At 61.7% G+C, this 18,697-nt stretch carries 13 protein-coding genes; 8 read left to right on the plus strand and 5 right to left on the minus strand.

Going from position 1 to position 18,697, the window contains the following annotated elements; all coding sequences use genetic code 11:
* Positions 1-43: 43 nt before the first annotated feature.
* Positions 44-1,540: an efflux transporter outer membrane subunit gene (locus tag NH344_RS08845; protein ID WP_205408433.1), complete on the minus strand. Its 1,497-nt coding sequence runs from the start codon at positions 1,538-1,540 to the stop codon at positions 44-46.
* Positions 1,541-1,697: 157 nt separating this feature from the next.
* On the opposite strand from NH344_RS08845, the gene NH344_RS08850 reads away from it, so the two are divergent.
* The 6 genes from NH344_RS08850 (at position 1,698) to NH344_RS08875 (ending at position 10,866) form a co-directional block, all read left to right on the plus strand.
* Positions 1,698-2,774: an efflux RND transporter periplasmic adaptor subunit gene (locus NH344_RS08850; protein WP_052509936.1), complete on the plus strand. Its 1,077-nt coding sequence runs from the start codon at positions 1,698-1,700 to the stop codon at positions 2,772-2,774.
* A gap of 8 nt (positions 2,775-2,782) precedes the next feature.
* Positions 2,783-5,914, plus strand: coding sequence for an efflux RND transporter permease subunit (locus tag NH344_RS08855; RefSeq protein ID WP_044629363.1), 3,132 nt, complete (start codon positions 2,783-2,785; stop codon positions 5,912-5,914).
* Between the two features lie 202 nt (positions 5,915-6,116).
* Positions 6,117-8,006, plus strand: coding sequence for a phosphogluconate dehydratase (gene edd, locus NH344_RS08860; RefSeq protein WP_253027791.1), 1,890 nt, complete (start codon positions 6,117-6,119; stop codon positions 8,004-8,006).
* A complete protein-coding gene (glk, locus tag NH344_RS08865) occupies positions 8,006-8,971 on the plus strand; it encodes a glucokinase (RefSeq protein ID WP_230834783.1) in 966 nt (321 codons plus the stop codon). Before edd ends, glk begins: the two co-directional genes overlap by 1 nt.
* A 15-nt stretch (positions 8,972-8,986) precedes the next feature.
* The gene (locus NH344_RS08870) at positions 8,987-9,856 is read left to right on the plus strand and encodes an aldo/keto reductase (protein ID WP_172416085.1); all 870 of its coding nucleotides are present in this window, start codon (positions 8,987-8,989) and stop codon (positions 9,854-9,856) included.
* Positions 9,857-9,900: 44 nt separating this feature from the next.
* Positions 9,901-10,866: a carbohydrate kinase gene (locus NH344_RS08875; RefSeq protein WP_253027792.1), complete on the plus strand. Its 966-nt coding sequence runs from the start codon at positions 9,901-9,903 to the stop codon at positions 10,864-10,866.
* Between the two features lie 21 nt (positions 10,867-10,887).
* On the opposite strand, the gene NH344_RS08880 is transcribed toward NH344_RS08875, so the two are convergent.
* The 4 genes from NH344_RS08880 to zwf all read right to left on the minus strand — a co-directional run bounded on the left by NH344_RS08880 (position 10,888) and on the right by zwf (position 15,446).
* Positions 10,888-12,369: a glycoside hydrolase family 32 protein gene (locus NH344_RS08880; protein ID WP_253027793.1), complete on the minus strand. Its 1,482-nt coding sequence runs from the start codon at positions 12,367-12,369 to the stop codon at positions 10,888-10,890.
* A gap of 211 nt (positions 12,370-12,580) precedes the next feature.
* The gene (locus NH344_RS08885; RefSeq protein ID WP_062374538.1) at positions 12,581-13,243 is read right to left on the minus strand and encodes a bifunctional 4-hydroxy-2-oxoglutarate aldolase/2-dehydro-3-deoxy-phosphogluconate aldolase; all 663 of its coding nucleotides are present in this window, start codon (positions 13,241-13,243) and stop codon (positions 12,581-12,583) included.
* A gap of 42 nt (positions 13,244-13,285) precedes the next feature.
* Complete coding sequence (gene pgl, locus NH344_RS08890; RefSeq protein WP_062374539.1) at positions 13,286-13,951, minus strand: 6-phosphogluconolactonase; 666 nt, start codon at positions 13,949-13,951, stop codon at positions 13,286-13,288.
* Between the two features lies 1 nt (position 13,952).
* A complete protein-coding gene (gene zwf / locus NH344_RS08895; protein WP_253027794.1) occupies positions 13,953-15,446 on the minus strand; it encodes a glucose-6-phosphate dehydrogenase in 1,494 nt (497 codons plus the stop codon).
* Positions 15,447-15,687: 241 nt separating this feature from the next.
* On the opposite strand from zwf, the gene NH344_RS08900 reads away from it, so the two are divergent.
* The gene (locus NH344_RS08900; protein ID WP_044630674.1) at positions 15,688-16,824 is read left to right on the plus strand and encodes an RNA-guided endonuclease TnpB family protein; all 1,137 of its coding nucleotides are present in this window, start codon (positions 15,688-15,690) and stop codon (positions 16,822-16,824) included.
* 228 nt (positions 16,825-17,052) lie between these two features.
* Complete coding sequence (gene malE, locus NH344_RS08905) at positions 17,053-18,618, plus strand: maltose/maltodextrin ABC transporter substrate-binding protein MalE (RefSeq protein ID WP_253027795.1); 1,566 nt, start codon at positions 17,053-17,055, stop codon at positions 18,616-18,618.
* Positions 18,619-18,697 lie beyond the last annotated feature (79 nt).

Consider the following 18,697-nt stretch of genomic DNA (forward strand, 5'->3'; position numbering starts at 1 on the left):
GCGGCCAGCGGAGCCGCCCGGGCTGTGGTTACCGTACCGGCAATCAGTAAACGGGGGTTTCCTGCCAGCCACCCCCCAGCGCCTTGAACAGCGTGGCCGTGGCCGCCAGCTGTTCACGGCGCGCACCGGCCTGGGCCAAACGGGCCGAGAGCAGGTTGCGTTCGGCGTCCAGGCGCTCCAGCTGGCTCACCTGCCCCTGGTCGTACATCAGCACGGCCAGCTCCCGGGTACGGGCAACGGCCTCCAGCTGTTCGTCGATGGCGGCCAGCCGTCGCTCGCTGAAGTCGTAGCTGTAGAGCGCATCGCGCACTTCGTTGAAAGCGGTCAGCACGGTCAGGCGATACTGCGCTTCGGCCTGTTCGGCCAGCGCTTCAGCGCTTTCCACCCCGGACTGGCTACGACCGAAGTCGAACAGCGGCCCCATCACCGAGGCCCCGACGCCCCAGGTGCGGGCCACATCGCTGAACAGATCACTGGTGCTGGCGGCCGCAGTGCCCAAAAAGGAGCTGAGATTGAGCGACGGCAGGCGGTTGGCCTCGGCCACGCCGATCTGGGCGGTGGCCGCGATCAGCGCCGCTTCTGCCGAGCGAATGTCGGGCCTGCGCTGGAGCATCGCCGACGGCATCACGGCAGGTATGCCCACCGGCTGGGCCAGGTCATCCAGCCGCGACGTGCCGGTGTCCAGGGTAGTCAGCAGCTCATCAGGGGACATGCCCACCAGCGTGCCCAGGGCCCCGCGCAGGGTTTCCACCTGCTGCTTGAGCGACGGCAGCTCTGCCTGCAGGTTGCGCCACTCGGCTTCGGCCTGGCGCAGTTCCAGTTCGCTGATGTCGCCATGCTCGAAGCGCAGCGCCTGAAGGCGATAGGTCTCCTGGTACGCGGCCAGGGTCTCCTCCATCAGCGCTTGCTGGGCTTCGGCACTTTTCAGGCTGACGTAGGTGGTGACCACGTCACCGATCACGCCCAGCTCGGCGGCGTCTCTGGCAAACAGGCTCTCCTGCAGGGCGGCCATGGCCGCAGCGCGCTGGTTGGCCAGCCGCCCCCACAGGTCGATTTCATACTCCAGGCTAGCGGCCAGGGAGTACTGGTTGTTGGTGGAGGTCAGCAGCTCCTGCACGTTGTTGGTGGAGGTCAGCAGCTCCTGCACGGGCTGAACATCGATGGGCAGCGCCGCCCCCGGAGTGCGCTCACGGTTGGCTTCGGCCTGATAGCCCACGGTGGGAAAGCGCTCGGCATCGGCAAACCCCAGCTGGGCCCGGGCCTCGCGAATGCGCGCCAACTGAATCGCCAGTTCGAGATTATCTTCGCTGGCGCGCTCGACCAGCCGGTTCAGCGCCGGGTCTTCGAAGCGCTGCCACCAGCGGTGCCAGTCGTCACGGGCCTGCTGCTCCAGAGTGATATGGGCAGGCCAGCTCTCCGGCAGCTCAATGTCGGGCGTTTGATACTCCGGGCCGACCGCACAGCCTGCCAGCAGCAAGGCCAGCGCCGAGGCAGTGGTGAACGGTTTGAGGCGGGGGCCCCACGGGCGATTCCTGTGCACGCTGATCATCCTTGCAGTTCGGGTGAATACCGATTTAGGGCGGCGTTTAACCAAACACCTGTTCGAAGTGGCTAAGAGTACCTATTATAGGAGACTAACGAAACAGGGGATACATCACACCACCGTGATCCCCCATTGACTTGCAGGGAGGCATTGAATGAGGTTCATCCGCAAGGGGAAGTGGCTACCCACTCTGGCCGGGTTGCTGGCATGCGTGACGTTATTGGCAGGTTGCAGAGACGCCGAAGAGCCCCCCGAGCCTCCGGCTCAGGTGGTCAAACTGTTTGAGACTGGCCAGCAGCAGGCCTTTTCGGGCCGTCGTTTTGTGGGTCGCGTCGATGCCGTGAGCACCGTCAATCTGGCCTTTCAGGTGGGCGGCCGCCTGACCACCTTTCCAGCCGTACAGGGCACCACGCTGGCCAAAGGCGAGCTGATCGCCCAGCTCGATCAAACCGATTACGCTCTGCAGGTGCGCGCCGCAGAGGCGGAATTGTCCCAGGCCCGCCAGCATCTGCAGCGGCAGGAAAATCTGTATCGCCATAACGCCGTCTCCGCCTCGGTGCTGGAAGCGGCCCGCACTGATGCCGAGCTGGCCGCTACCCAGCTGGAGAGCGCCCGCCAGGAGCTGGCCTACACCTCATTGTACGCGCCCTTTGATGCGCTGATTGCCCGCCGCCTGGTGGAAAACCACACCACGCTGCCGCCCAATGCCGAAGTCGTCCGTATTCAGGACATCTCGGAGCTGCGCATTCGCATCAACGTGCCCGAAGCGCTGATGCAGCATCTCGATGGCGAACACGGTTTCAACGCCGAAGCCGAGATCGCCACGCTGCCCGGCGAGCGCATTGCGCTGGAGTACCGCGAACACATCACCGAGCCCGACGAGGTCGCCCAGACCTATCAGGTGGAGTTCGCGCCCGCCCAAGGCGAGCACCTGGTGGCGCTGCCCGGCACCACGGCCACCGTGTTCATCGAGCCCGCCGAGCGGCTGGTGTCCGGGGTGATGATGATTCCAGCCAGCGCCCTGGACACCACCGAGAGCGGTGATTTTCGCGTGTGGGTCTACGACCCCGACGAGGGCACGGTATCGCCCCGGGAGGTCACCGTGGGTGAGCTGAGCGACGACGCCGTGATGCTGGTGGCAGGCGTTCAGCCTGGCGAGTCGATTGCGGCGGCCGGGGTACACCTGCTGCGCGACGGCATGCGCGTCAAACCGCTGGATAACGCCCTCTAGGAGCCGCCATGAACATCGCCAAGCTGTCCATCGAACGGCCTCTCAATACCTGGCTGATCGTGGTGATCTGCCTGTTGGGCGGTATCTGGGGATTCAATACGGTGGGCAAACTCGAAGACCCCGCCTTCACCATCCCCAACGCCATCATCAATACGCCCTACCCCGGCGCCACCGCCGTGGAAGTGGAAGAGGAGGTCACCGAACGTCTGGAGCGCGCCATCCAGGAGATGGAGCAGATCGACGTCATCAAGTCGAAGTCGCTACCTGGGCGCTCGGAAATCCAGGTGGAAGTCCACTCCAGCTACAGCAGCCACGAACTGCCGCAAATCTGGGATGAGCTGCGCAACAAGATCAACGATGCCCAGGGCGACCTGCCCGAGGGGGTGCTGGGCTCCCAGGTCAACGACGATTTCGGTGAAGTGTACGGCCTTTTCTATGCGGTCACGGCCGATGGGCTCACCACGCGGGAGATCCGCGACATTTCGACGTTTCTTCAGCGCGAGCTGCTGGCAGTACCCGGCGTGGCCAGGGTGACCACCGCAGGCGAGCGGGAAGAGACCATCTACATCGACATCTCCAACGAGCGCCTGACCACCCTGGGCATTCCCATCAATCAGGTCATCAACACCATCCAGACCGAAAACGCCGTGGAAAACGCGGGCAGCCTGCGGGTAGGGGAACGCCAGGTGCGGCTGGTGGCGCGTAGCGACATCGACAGCACCGCGCTGATCGAAGCCATCCGCATCGGCCGCCCCGGCACCACCGAACAGGTGTCGCTGATGGATATCGCCACCGTCTACCGCGAGCCCAGCGACCAGCCCAACCAGCTGATTCGCTATAACGGCGAGGATGCCTTCACGCTCGGCATTGCGGGCGCCGCCAACGACAACATCATCGAAGTGGGCGAAGCCGTCGAAGCCCGCATGGAAGAGCTGAAAAGCCGCCTGCCGCTGGGCGTAGAGCTACATCCTCTCTACGAACAGCACCATGTGGTCAACGATGCCATCAACGACTTCCTGCTCAACCTGGCCATGTCGGTGGCCATCGTGATCGGGGTGCTGTGCCTGGCCATGGGCTGGCGCATCGGCGTGGTGGTCGGCAGTACCCTGCTGCTCACCGTGCTGGGCACCCTGCTGTTCATGGGGCTGTTAAACATCGAGATGGAGCGTATCTCGCTGGGGGCGCTGATCATCGCCATGGGCATGCTGGTGGATAACGCCATCGTGGTCGCCGAAGGCATGGTCACCAACATCAAGCGCGGCCAGCGCGCCAAGGAGGCTGCAGGCAGCGCCGCCAAGCGTGCCCAGCTGCCGCTACTGGGCGCCACGGTGATCGGCATCATGGCCTTTGCCGGTATTGGCCTGTCGGACGATGTCACCGGCGAATTTCTCTACTCGCTGTTCATGGTCATTCTGGTGTCCCTGATGCTGAGCTGGCTGCTGGCGATCACCGTCACCCCGCTGTTTGGCTACTACCTGCTGCGCCAGAAAGGCGACGACGAGGATCAGTCCGCTGACGAGCAGCAAGCAGGCGAGCGCCAGCACGAGAACGAGGAGAACGAGGAGGACGACGACGAGCCCAGCAAGCGCGAGCTGTACGGCGGCCTGCTCTATCGCGCCTATCGCCGGGTGCTGCTGTTGGCGCTGGGCATGCGCATCATCACCGTCAGCGCGCTGGTGCTGATCACCGCCGTGTGCCTGTGGGCCTTCAGCCTGATTCCCCAGTCGTTCTTTCCGGACTCCAATACGCCGCTGTTCTTCGTCAATGTGGAGCTACCCCAGGGCACCGACATTCGCTCGACCGCCGACTACGCCGCCGATATCGAGGCGTATATCCTGGAGCAGGAGGACGTGGTATCGGTGGCCAGCTTCATCGGCCAGGGCGCTACCCGCTTCATGCTCACCTACGCCCCGGAGCAGCCCAACACCGCCTATGCCCAGTTCATCGTGCGCACCGAAGACCTGGATGCCATTCCCGCGCTGGACCAGCGCTTCTACCGAGAGCTGAACGAAGCGTTTCCCAGCGCGCAGGTACGCACCCAGCGGCTGCAGTTCGGCCCGGGCGATGGCGCAGACATCGAAGCGCGCTTTCAGGGGCCCTCCCCGGAAGTGCTGCGCTCGCTGGCCGACCAGGCCCAGCGCATCATGGCCGACAGCCCCTACCTGATCGACCAGCGCACCGACTGGCGCCAGCAGGAGCTGGTAGTGCGCCCGCGCATCAACGAGGAGCGCGCACGCATTGCCGGGGTCAGTCGTGAAGACATCACCCAGACCCTGCAGTTTGCCTCGTCGGGCATTCGGGCAGGCACCTACCGTGAAGGCGAGCACCTGCTGCCCATCGTCGCCCGCCCCCCGGCGGCCGAACGGGACGATGTGGCGCTGCTGGAAAACCGCAACGTGTGGAGCGCCGCGCAGCAGCGCTTCGTGCCCATCAGCCAGGTGGTCTCCTCCTTCGATACCGATAGCGAGGAAGCGCTGATTCAACGCCGCAACCGGGTGCGCACGTTGACCGTCGGGGCCGACCCCGCCGAGGGCTATACCGCCGCCCAGGCCTTCGGCGGCATTCGCGAAGAGATCGAGGCCATGACGCTGCCACCGGGCTACCAGCTGAGCTGGGGAGGTGAACACGAGGATTCCGGCGATGCCCAGGAGGCGCTGGCCCAGCAGTTGCCCATCAGCCTGCTGGTGATGCTGCTGACCTCGATTTTGCTGTTTGGCAAGCTCAAGCAGCCGCTGATCATCTGGCTGGTGGTGCCCATGTCGGTGTGTGGCGTGGTGATTGGCCTGCTGGTGACCGGCCTGCCCTTCTCGTTTACCGCCCTGCTGGGCATGCTCAGCCTGTCGGGCATGCTGATGAAAAACGCCATCGTGCTGGTGGACGAGATCGATGGGCAGATCAAGGAGGGCAAGGCGCGCTTTTCTGCTCTGGTGGACGCCAGCATCAGCCGCTTGCGGCCGGTCTTCCTGGCCGCTGGTACCACCATCCTCGGCATGCTGCCGCTTTTGGCCGACGCCTTCTTCAACAGCATGGCGGTGACCATCATGGGCGGCCTGGCGTTTGCCTCGCTGCTGACGCTGATTGCCGTACCCACCCTGTATGCCATGCTGTTCCATATCAGCAGCGACGAGGTCGACTCCTGAGCAGGCGCGTTCGGCCCATGAGCGCTTTTTGGCTATCATGGGCTGGACGCTGGGATCATCCGGCTCATCCTTTCGGGTAATAAAACTACAGCTTAATCTATAAATAGCGTTTTTATTGCCGTAAAGTCTCTTATATCGACGCCACAAGATGTAAAATAACTACAAATCTGGATTCACCGTCTCTACACATGCAGAGGTCTCTATGCCTGGTTCAACACCCGCCACACTCAATCCTACGGTTGCTAAGGTTACCCAACGTATTCGTGAACGCTCTGCCGAGCGCCGCGCTCTCTACGAGCGCCGCATGGCCGACCAGCACAAGCGTGGCGTGCATCGTGCCGAGCTCTCCTGCGGCAACCTGGCCCACGGCTTTGCTGCCTGTAGCGCCCAGGAGAAAGACTCCCTGAAGCTGATGAACAGCGCCAACCTAGGGATTATTTCTTCGTACAACGACATGCTCTCGGCCCACCAGCCGTTCGAAACCTTCCCGGAAACCATCAAAGCGGCCGCCCGCGCCATGGGTTCTACCGCGCAGTTTGCCGGTGGCGTACCCGCCATGTGCGATGGCGTAACCCAAGGCCAGCCGGGCATGGAACTCTCGCTGTTCTCCCGCGATGTGATTGCCATGGCCACCGCCGTGGGCCTGTCGCACAACATGTTTGATGCCGCTCTTTACCTCGGCGTATGCGATAAAATCGTTCCCGGACTATTCATCGGCGCGGCGCGTTTTGGTCACTTGCCCGCCATGTTCGTACCCGCAGGCCCGATGCCAAGCGGCTTGCCGAACAAAGAGAAAGCGCGCATTCGCCAGCTCTACGCCGAAGGCAAGGTGGGCCGCGAGGAGCTGCTGCAGGCGGAATCCGACTCTTACCACAGCCCCGGCACCTGCACCTTCTACGGCACCGCCAACTCCAATCAGCTGATGATGGAAGTGATGGGCCTGCACCTGCCGGGTACCTCGTTCGTCAACCCGGGCACCGAGATGCGCGAAGCGCTCACCCGCTACGCCACCGAGCAGGCCATTCGCAACACCGAACCCGGCGGCGAGTACCGTCCGTTCTATAAGCAGATCGACGAGCGCGCCATCGTCAACGCCGTGGTCGGCCTGCTGGCCTCCGGTGGTTCGACCAACCATACCATGCACCTGATTGCTATGGCGGCAGCGGCGGGCATTACCCTCAACTGGGATGACTTCACCGATCTGTCAGCGGTCACCCCCAGCCTGATGAAGGTGTACCCGAACGGCCAAGCAGACATCAACCACTTCCAGGCCGCGGGCGGCATGAGCTACCTGTTCCGCGAACTGCTAGGCGCGGGCCTGCTCCACGGCGATATTCCCACCGTGTTTGGCACCGACCTGACCGCTTACACCCAAGAGCCCTTCCTGGAAGATGGCAAAGTGGTCTGGCGCGAAGGCCCGGAAAACAGCCTGGACGAAGAAGTGCTGCGCCCGGTCGCTACACCCTTCGCCCCCACCGGCGGCCTGACCGTGATGAAAGGCAACCTGGGACGTGGCGTCATCAAAGTCTCGGCGGTAGCCGAAGAGCACCGTGTAGTAGAAGCGCCGGTGAAGATCTTCGAGGATCAGAACGAAATGAAAGCGGCGTTTGAGTCGGGCGACCTGGACCGCGACGTCATTGTGGTGGTTCGCTTCCAAGGCCCCAAAGCCAACGGCATGCCCGAACTGCACAAACTCACCCCCTTCCTGGGCGTACTCCAGGACCGTGGCTTCAAAGTTGCCCTCGTCACCGATGGCCGCATGTCTGGCGCATCGGGCAAAGTGCCCGCCTCCATCCATATGAGCCCGGAAGCGCTCGACGGCGGCCCGCTGGCCAAGCTGCGCGATGGTGACGTGGTACGCCTGGATGCCAACGCCGGCACGTTGGAAGCCAAAGTAGACGCCGCCACCTGGGCCGAGCGTGAGCTCGTTGTCGCCAATTTGGATCACTACCATGTGGGCCTGGGCCGCGAGCTGTTCTCGGGCTTCCGCCACTTGGCAATGCGCGGCGAAGAGGGCGCGGGCTCGTTGGGCGGCTTCGAAGCCGACGATCTCGCTCGTCAAGAAGGTCAGATTTTTCAAGAGGACGCCTGATGCGACCGGCATTAATCGGGGACATTGGCGGCACGAATGCTCGTCTGGCGTTGGTCACGCCGGGCGAAGTCACGCCCCACGACATTCTTAACCTACCCTGCGCCGATTACCCCGGCGTGATCGAAGCGATTCAGGACTATCTCGCTCGGGTAGGCGCAACGGGCGATAACGCCCCGCAAGAAGCCTGCTTGGCGTTCGCCTGCCCGGTGCACGCCGAGCGGGTAAAGATGACCAACAACCATTGGGACTTTATGAAAAGCGACGTTCAGCAGGCGCTGAATCTGTCGCTGTTCAAAGTCATCAATGACTTCACCGCCCAGGCGTTGGGCGTACCCCACGTAGGGGAAGATAACCTGGTGGAAGTGCAGCCTGGGGAAGCCCAGTCGCACTCGACCCGCTTGGTCATCGGCCCCGGTACAGGTTTGGGCGTGGCCGGGGTGTTCCCCGGCCAGCACGCCTGGATTCCGCTGCCGACCGAGGGCGGCCACGTCACCTTTGCGCCTACCGACACCACCGAACGCGCGCTGCTGGACGTGTTCTTACAGCGCCACCAGCGGGTGAGCGTCGAGCGCATTCTGTGCGGCCAGGGGCTGCTAGAGCTATACCAAGCCCACTGCACCCTGGAAGGCCAAACGCCGCGCTGCGAGACCCCCGCCGAGGTGACCCAAGCGGCCAACCAGGGCGATGACCTGGCCACGGCTACCCTGCTGCGCTTTTTGAAAATTCTCGGCGACGTGTGCGGCGATGCCACCCTGACCATGGGTGCGCGCGGCGGCGTGTATCTCTGCGGCGGCATTCTGCCCCGCCTGTTGGACTGGCTGCCCAAGTGTGAGCTGCGCGCAAGTTTCGTCAATAAAGGGCGCATGGGCGCTTACAACGCCGACATCCCGGTGTGGATTGTGACTCACCCATGGACCGGCCTGCTGGGTGCCGCCGAAGCGCTGCATAACGAAGAAGTCTTTTAATTGGTGGGAAACGCCATGGCTGCTGTGACCTTTGACGTGCCGTTCGTACTCGGCATGATGCGCCTGCATGAAGAGCAAGAGATGCACCAGGCGAGCCATTTGGCCGACTGGATCGAAGCTCGCTTAGAGCAGGGCTTGCACTGGTTCGACCATGCCGACATTTACGGCAACGGAGCATGCGAAACACTGTTTGGCCAAGCGCTGCGCGCCCGCCCGGCACTGGCCAAGCGGTTGAATGTCGTTACCAAAGCCAGCATCGCCAACGACAACCCGGCCCCCGGTTCCGGTAAGGTCAAGCACTACAATGCCAGCCCGGACTACTTGGGCCGCGCCATTGACGATGCGCTGGGCCGCCTGGGCGTCGAGCGTCTGGATCACTTTCTGATTCACCGCCCGGACCTGCTGATGGACGCCGCCGCAACAGGCCATGCGCTGGATGACGCCATAGAGGCAGGCAAAATCGGCGCGGCGGGGATTTCCAACCATCTACCCAGCCAGTGGCGCAGGCTGCAACGCCATATGCACCACCCGCTACGCGCCAACCAAATCGAGCTTTCCATTGCCCATAGCGCGCCGCTGTTCGACGGCAGCTTCGACGACCTGAACACCGATGGCCAGGCGCCCATGGCGTGGTCTCCGCTGGCGGGCGGCCAACTGATGCAGGGTGAAGTGAGCCGCGTATTGAACCGTTTAGCAGGCGAGCTTAACAGCACACCCGGCGCGCTGGCGCTGGCCTGGCTCCGCACCCTGCCCGGCCGCCCAGTACCGGTCGTAGGCAGCGTGAAACCGGAGCGTATTGCCGATATGCTGGACGGCCCGGAAACGCTGCCCAGAGAAGCCTGGTACGAACTGCTGGAGGCCGCCCGCGGCCACTGCGTCGCTTAGTACGCTCACTCAACATTGATGCCAATAATGACAAGGAAAGACCTATGACACCGGTGATTGCTTTCGGTGAAGCCTTGATTGATATGCTCTCTAGCCGGTTAGGCGATAACACAGGGCAGGAAACCTTTACCCCCTACGCCGGCGGCGCGCCCGCCAACGTGGCGGTGGCCTGCGCGCGGCTCAACGTTCCCAGCCAGTTTTTGGGCATGGTGGGTGACGATACGTTTGGGCACTTTCTAATTCGTGAGCTGAAAAGCCACGGCGTGGATACCCAGGGCGTGGTGCTCACCAAAGAAGCCCGCACGGCGCTGGCGTTTGTCTCCCGCGACAGCAGCGGCGAGCGCACTTTCGATTTCTACCGCCCACCGGCCGCCGACCTGCTCTACCGTTTGGAACACCTTCCCCACGGCGTGTTCGAGCAGCCCGCCATCGTGCACCTGTGCAGCAACAGCCTGACCGACCCCAACATTGCCGAGACCACCCTCGCGATTGCCGCCATGGCCAAGCGCGCAGGCTGCCTTGTGAGCGTGGACGCCAACCTGCGCCACAACCTGTGGGCAGAGGGTGCGGCAGATCCTTGGCTGGTCACCGAGCTGGTCGATAGCGCCGAGCTGGTCAAAGTCTCTCTCGAAGAGCTGGACTACCTGCGTGGCGACCACCCACCAGAGGCGTGGTTAGCCGAGCGCATGGCCGCAGGGGTGAAGGTGATTGTAATTACTGACGGCCCCAATAATGTGGTGCTCAAAGGCATCGGCATTGACCAAACCGTGACGCCGCCCAGCGTCACGGCGGTGGACACCACCGCCGGTGGCGATGCCTTTATTGGCGGCCTGCTCGCGGAGCTTTCAAGCTACGGCATCAGCGAGAGCTGGCACCAGGACAGCGCATTTCTCACCCGCGCAGTGGACATTGCCTGCCGCTGCGGTGCCCACGCGGTCACCCGCCCCGGCGCGTATGCCGCGCTGCCCACCCACGCTGATATTGAAGCCCTGCGCAGCTCGGCAGGCTAGCACTGAGCGTCGTCGAGGCCGCTACTCGACGGCGCTTTGGATGCCCCCTTCTGCCACCTCCACCCGCCCACTGACGACTTCCAACGTCACCGGCTGACGGCGATGATCGACAAAGCTAACCTGAGTGATGCTGCGCTGTTCGGTGGCCCCGTCGACCAACATTTCCAGCGTGCCGTGATCGCACCACCACGTTACCGTCACCGTTAACCCATCGACGCTGCCCGCCGCGTGGTCGCAGGCAAAGTGCTCATCAAAGGTGGCCTGACCGTTACTCCCTTGACGCTCATAGTGTAGCGACGTTGTTGATTCGCCTGCGGTCAGCCACAGCCGCTGCTGATAGCCCTGCTGTAGTGATAGCGCTAGCCTCGTGCCCGCTTTAAGGGCCAACGTCAGCTGGCCGTAAACCGCCGCGCCCTCTGGCAAGACGATGCAGTGCTCCCCTACTGTTTGAAGCGAGCGAGGCGATATGTGGCTTGGGGCACTGAGCGCTTGAGCTGCTTCGCGAGCAAAACGCTGATGTAACCGCACTCCACGAGAAGTCGCTTGCAGGGTAAGTTCTCGCGGCAGGCTCATGGTGCCTCGCCAGCCCGTTTCGGGGGCATGGTTGGCGTACTGCCAGTTGTTAAGCCACGCCAGCGCAAGCTGCCGCCCGGGGGTATTCGACCAGCTCTGCACCGCGTAGAAATCCCGCCCTTCGTCCATCATCAGCACGACGTCGGCAGCGTTGTCATTGGTGAAACGCTGGCCGTCGAAATCACCCACGAAGTACTGGGTCAACGAGCCAAACGGGTTATCCGGCGTGGCGCCAATGCCCACCACCAGCACCCAGCGGGTGGCGGGCTCATTTGGTCCTGCGCCGTCCACCGGCAGCTCAAACAGATCCGGACACTCCCAGGGGTGCTGAGTATGCGCGCCCTCGCCCGCCCCAAAGGCGCTGGCAAACTGCCACGCCAGCAGGTTATGGGAGGTATAGAAGTGAATCTCCTGCCCACAGGCCAGCGCCATCACCCAGCGCTGGCTAGGGCCATGCCAAACCACTTTAGGGTCGCGGAAATCTTTAAACCCAGGCGGTGGCAGAACCGGATTCCCCTCGTAACGCTGCCAGCTGCGGCCCCTGTCGCGGCTATACGCCAGGCACTGGGACTGCTGGTAATCCTGTGGGTCATCGGAGAGCACCTTATGGCAGGTGTAAAACGCCACGAGCCCCGGCTGGCCCTCGAACAGCCCCGTCATATCGTGCTCATCGACCACGGCACTACCCGAAAAGCAGGCGCCGTCTTCGTTGGGCGCCAGCGCAATGGGCAAATGCTGCCAGTGGCACAGGTCACGGCTGACCGCATGCCCCCAGTGCATTGGCCCCCAGACGGTACTGAACGGGTGGAACTGATAAAACAGATGGTACTCGCCTTCAAAAAACACTAGCCCATTGGGGTCGTTCATCCACCCCATCGGGGGAGTAAAATGCAGCGCAGGATGCTGAGGCTCAAAATCCGCTAACGTCATGCTTAAAACCTTAACTTAATCGGTCAACTTAATCGTTTAAGTTAGCGTATCACGCCTATTAACTAACGGAAGTATCCCCTTTAGGTGTAGACGTAAAAAAGCCCGAGCATGGCGACATGCTCGGGCAAACGTCTTGCTCACACGACCCGACATCAGTGAGGCAAGTGACGAGAGTGCTCGGTACTGTGTTTTACATAAGTGGTGGAACCGTTTAGTGGTGGAAACGCTCCGCTGCTTGGCGGGCCAGTTCGCGGATGCCGTCCCAATCTTCGGCGTCGACCATGGCTTTCGGGGTCAGCCAGGAGCCGCCGACGCACATCACGTTGGGCAGCGAGAGGTAGGATTCGGCATTGTCCACGGTGATGCCGCCCGTGGGGCAGAAACGCGCTTCCGGGATCGGCGCACCGAACGCCTTGATTGCCTTGGCACCGCCGCTGGACTCCGCGGGGAAGAATTTGAAGCGGCGGTAGCCGTACTGCCAGCCGGTCATCAGCTCGGAAATGGTAGAAACGCCCGGCAGCATGGGCACGGGGCTCTCGACGCCGTAGCGGTAAAGCGCGTCGGTGGCACCTGGCGTAACGACGAAATCAGCGCCGACTTGCTCGGCTTGGCGATATTGCGCGGGCGTCAGCACGGTGCCGACCCCAATGCTGGCACCCGGTAGCGCCTCTTTCATGCGCTTGATGGCTTCCAGGGCGCAGTCGGTACGCAGGGTAATTTCCAGAACGCTCAGGCCGCCTTCGACCAGAGCTCGGCCCAGCGGCACGGCGTCTTCCAGGCGCTCGATGGTGATCACCGGGATCACTTCGGCTTTTAGGCAGATGCTGTCTAGCTCGGCGGTGCGCGTTGAGGGAAGCTGTTTATCGATGGTCATCAGTGAGTCTCCAAGCAATTTGTTATTGGCGAAGGCGGTTTATTAGGGCGCCCAATAGATCGCCAGCGGGCAAGATAAGAAAGCGCGGATGGGCAATGTACGAACGTCGTCGCCACCCATGGCGTTGGCCAATACGGCACGCTTATCGTCGCCGGTGATATGTAGAATGTGGCGCTTCGCCTGATGCAGGCGGTCCGCCGAGAAGGTAATACGCGGCTGCGGCTGGCTGGGGGTGCGCACGGCAACCAGCGGCTCATCGGTAGAAAGCGCTAGGCCCAGCTCTTGGCTATCGGGGAACAGCGAGGCCGTGTGGCCATCGCCGCCCATGCCTAAAATGACGACGCTCGCGGGCCAGGCAAGTCCTGCCGTCGCTTCTGCCACCGCTGCCACGCCCTCTTCCGGGGTGCCAGCGTCCGAGGTGAGCGGCACGAAGTTAGCCGCCGCCGCCGGGCCCTGCAGCAGGTTCTCGCGCACCAGCTTGGCGTTGCTGTCGCTGCTTTGCTCATCTACCCAGCGTTCATCGGCCAGGGTGATGTCCACCCGCGCCCAGGCCAGCGGCTTTTGCGCCAGCGCTTTGAAAAACGGCACCGGCGTCGAACCGCCCGATACCACCAGCAGGGCACGCTCCTGGTGCGCAAGGTCTGCCGCCAGGGCTTGATAAACGGCTTCAGCCAGCTGCTCGGCCAGCGCTTGTCGTGTAGTGCTCATTTCAATAATCCTCGTACCAGCTGCGGCCATCCTGGGTAATCATGGCAATCGAGGCGACCGGCCCCCAAGAGCCTGCCGGGTAGCGGCGCGGCGGGGTTTCGCGTGCTTTCCAGCCGCTGATGAGCTGGTCGCACCAGCGCCACGCGTGCTCCACTTCATCACGGCGCACAAACAAGTACTGCTGGCCTTTCATGACTTCTAGCAGCAGACGCTCGTAGGCATCCGGGATACGCGATTTCGGGAAGGCGCTGTTGAAATCCAGGTGCAGCGGGCCAGGGCGCAGGCGCATGCCTTTATCCAGGCCGCTATCCTTGGTGAGTACCTGAAGGGCAATGCCCTCTTCCGGCTGCAGGCGGATAATCAGCTTGTTGGAGGCGATGCCGCGCTGGTCCGGATCAAAGATGTAGTGCGGTTGCTGACGGAAATGAATGACGATCTGCGACAGTTTCTCCGGCATCCTTTTACCGGTACGCAGATAGAACGGCACGCCCGCCCAGCGCCAGTTGGCCACTTCGGTCTTCATGGCCACGAAGGTTTCGGTCTGGCTCTGGGTGTTGGCGCCCTCTTCTTCCAGGTAGCCCGGCACGGCCTGGCCATCGCTGGTACCGGCAATGTACTGGCCACGCACCACGTCGCGGCCCAGCGCTTCGCCGGTAAACGGCTTCAGCGCCTTGAGCACTTTTACCTTCTCATCGCGAATGGCATCGGCATCCAGGTTGGAGGGCGGGTCCATGGCGATTAGGCATAACAGCTGCAGCAGGTGGTTCTGCACCATATCGCGCAGCTGGCCCGCATCATCAAAGTAGCCCCAGCGGCCTTCAATACCCACTTTTTCAGCGACGGTAATCTCGACGTGGGAGATATGGTTCTGGTTCCACTGGGTGCCAAACAGCGGGTTGGCAAAGCGCAGGGCGATCAGGTTTTGAACCGTCTCTTTACCCAGGTAGTGGTCAATGCGGTAAATGCGTGATTCAGGGAACACGGCACCGATGGCGTCATTGATCTCTTCTGAAGAGGCCAAGTCATAACCAATCGGCTTTTCCACTACCACGCGGGTATCGTCATCCAGGCTGTTGCTGGCCTGGAGATTGCGGCAAATGTCGCCATAAATACGCGCGGCGACGGAGAGGTAGACCACCATTGGGCGCTTGCTGCCTTCGCGCCACTGGCGAATGGCGTCGTAGCCCTCTGCGGTGGCAAAGTCGAGCTTGAGATACTCTAAGCGGTTCAGGAAGCGTTCAAGGCTTGCCTTGTCCTGCTCCTCTTTTTTCAGGCGCTTCTGCAGCGCGCCGTTGACCAGCTGACGGAACGCGGCAGTGTCGTGTTCCTGACGCGCCAGCCCCATGATCCGCGTGCTTTCGGGCATTAAGCCTTCGCGGTCAAGATGATACAGCGCAGGAAACAGCTTGCGCATGGCAAGGTCGCCTAGCGCCCCAAAAAGCGCTAAATCAATAGCGTGATTCGGATCGCCCAGCGGGGCATGTGACTGGCTCATCTCAGCTCCTATTTATAATTAGGTCATCTAATGTAGTTAGATTACCTAAAATCTATCTTATATGAGGCACTATACGCAATAATTCGTGTAATTTTACTACAAAATATTGTCGCCTGCTGCCCTTTCCGGTGGGTTTTACCAAACAGCGCGTAAAGCATCGCCCAGTCGGGCGGTGATACAAGCGCGCACCGCGTAGCGGTGCCAGATTGACTTCGCCTCATTACCCTGATATTTATACAGCATGACAAAGCGTGCCTACAAAGAACGGTTCTACCCCACCTCCGAACAGGCTGAGCTGTTGGCGCAGTCGTTCGGGTGTGCCCGTTTTGTCTGGAATAATACCCTGGCCTATCGCACCGAGGCGTATCAGCAGCGCGGTGAATCGGTCTCGCACTCATCGGCGGAAAAGCGACTGGTGGGCTTAAAGGCGGAGTTTCCGTGGTTGCGGGATGTTTCCAGCGTGATCCTGCAGCAAACGCTCCGCGACCAGAAAGCCGCCTTCGACAACTTCTTCAACCCAAAGCTCAAGGCGCGCTACCCACGTTTCAAGCGCAAGGATTGCCGGCAGTCGATCCGGCTGACCAAGGCCGCGTTCCGCTATCGGGATGGTGAGATCACTATCGCAAAAGCGAAGACGCCGTTACCCATCCGATGGAGCCGGTCACTACCCTCTGCACCCTCTACCATCACGATTTCACGCGATCGTGCTGGACGCTACTTCATCAGTTGCCTGTGTGATTTCGTGCCAAAAGCGCTTCCGGTCACGCGCAAAACGGTCGGCATTGACCTCGGCTTGAGCGATTTGTTCATTACCAGTGACGGCGCAAAATCGGGCAATCCGCGTCATCTGAAACGCTACGAGGCGAAGCTGGCCTGCTTGCAGCGCCGGTTGGCGAAAAAACAGACAGGTTCAAACAACCGCAACAAACACCGTTGGAAAGTGGCACGGCTACATGCCAAGATCGCCGACTGTCGCCGTGACGCTACCCACAAAGCGACCCGCGCACTCATTAACGAAAACCAAGTCCTGTGCGTCGAGTCACTTAATATCATTGGTATGATCAAGAATAGACGGCTTTCTAAATCCATTAGCGATGCTGGGTGGGGTGAGTTCGTCCGGCAACTGGAATACAAGGCCGCCTGGGCGGGGCGCCAACTGGTGAAAGTGAGCCAGTGGTTCCCCAGCAGCAAGCGGTGTCATGGCTGTGGCTACAAGGTTGAGAAACTGCCGCTGTCGCAACGTCACTGGCACTGCGAAAGCTGCGGCTATCCCATTGACCGCGACATCAACGCGGCCAGGAATATACAAACCGCCGGGCTGGCGGGGTTAGCCTGTGGAGCGACCGGAGCGGAGGGCAGCGGCCTAGCTGCTATCTAGTGAAGGCGTGTGGAAGCAGGAAGGTTCTGGGGGTGATCTCAGAACCCTCGCCCAAAGCGCGAAGCGCGGCGGGCGGGGAGTGTCAGTCTACGCCCCTTGGATACGCCACCCCTCCTCTCCCCAAGGAGGAGGTGGCCTTGTGCGTAATTAGCGACGCTGACCGTGAACAAAGCGCGTCATGTGAGAACGCGCCCGACAACAACAACGTCACAACGAGGTATGTACATCATGGCAATGGTTCGTCCATTTTTCACGCCGCTGCTCGCCGCTACGCTAGCAGCCACCGCCACACTCCCCGCCTTCGCCTTTGAGGATGACCGTTTAACCATCTGGATGGGCGACAATAAAGGCCAGGAAGGCATCCGCGCGGTCGCCGACCAGTTCTTAGAAGAGACCGGCATCGAAGTGGAAGTCGTGTTTCCGGACAACCTGACCGACCGCTTCCAGCAGGCGGCAGGCAGCGGCCAAGGGCCGGATATCGTGATTTGGGCCCACGACCGCATGGGTGAATGGGCACAGAGCGGCCTACTCAAACCGATTGCACCCAGCGACAGCTTCCGTGAAGCGTTCTACGACTTCACCTGGGAAGCCGCGCTGTGGAACGGCGATACCTATGCCTACCCGATTTCCGTGGAATCCCTTGGGCTGATTTACAACAAAGCGCTGGTGGAAACACCCCCCGAGAGCTTTGCCGAACTGATCGAACTGGACGCCACCCTGGCCCCCGAGGGTAAAAAGGCCATCCTGTTCGACTACAGCGAGCCCTATTATGGCTGGACCCTGCTGGCCGCCAACGGCGGTTACCCGTTCAAGCAAACCGATAGCGGCTATGATGTCAGCGACATTGGGGTCAACAATGCCGGTGCCCTACAGGGGGCCGAGCTGCTGGTGGAGCTGATCGATAGCGGCGTAGTGCCCCGGGGCACCGACTACAACCTGATGGATACCCGCTTCAACCAAGGCGAAGTAGCCACCATGATCAGCGGCCCCTGGGCGTGGCCCAACCTGGAGCGCAGCGGCATCGATTATGGCGTGGCGCTGCTGCCCCGGGTAGGCGACGAGCGCGCCCGACCGATGTTTGGCGTGACGGCCGCGATGATCAACTCCGCCACGCCCAACGACTTCCTGGCGGTGGAGTTTTTAGAGAACTACCTGCTCAGCGAAGAGGGTATGCGCACCTTCAACAGCGATGGTTCGCTGGGTGCGGTTGCCCATATCAACTATCAGGCGGAGCTGGCGGATAACCCCAACATTGCCGCTACGCTGGAAAACGCCGAAGTGGGCATGCCGATGCCCAACATTCCTGAAATGGGTGCGTTCTGGGCCGCCATGGAGCCAGCGCTGCAAAAGTACCAGCGTCCGGCCACTAAATTCGTAGCCGGCTTTATTGGCTCACCCACCATGAACTTTATGCCCGCCGAGCTACTGAGCGGCACCGCCGACGGCTGCCGAGTGAAAGCGGCGGGAGTGGGAGAAGTATCGCTGCCCCAAGCGGGCGACGCTTACTCGAAAGGCTCCTCGCTCACACTTGGCGTGCGCCCCGAGCACCTTCGCCTGGAAGCGCCTCAGGGCGATAACTGCTTTGATATCGTCAACGTTGAATACCTGGGTAACGAAGTCTACGTGTATCTGGAGCCGAAAGAGGGCTCTACCTTGCTGATCCATCGCAGCGAAGCGCCCAGCCAGTGGCAAGAGGGCCAGCAGGTATCGCTGGTACCGGATACCGAGCATGTACATCTGTTCGACGAAAGCGGGGCCGCGTTAATCCTCTCTGCTACACGCACAGCAGCTTAAATACTGCTAGAAAGCCCCATCACGGCCTTGGCTGGGTGAAACGTCTTCCCAAAGAGTGTAGTCGTCACACCATCAAGGC

It is taken from the genome of Halomonas sp. Ps84H-12, assembly GCF_024124725.1.
Lineage (GTDB): Bacteria > Pseudomonadota > Gammaproteobacteria > Pseudomonadales > Halomonadaceae > Vreelandella > Vreelandella aquamarina.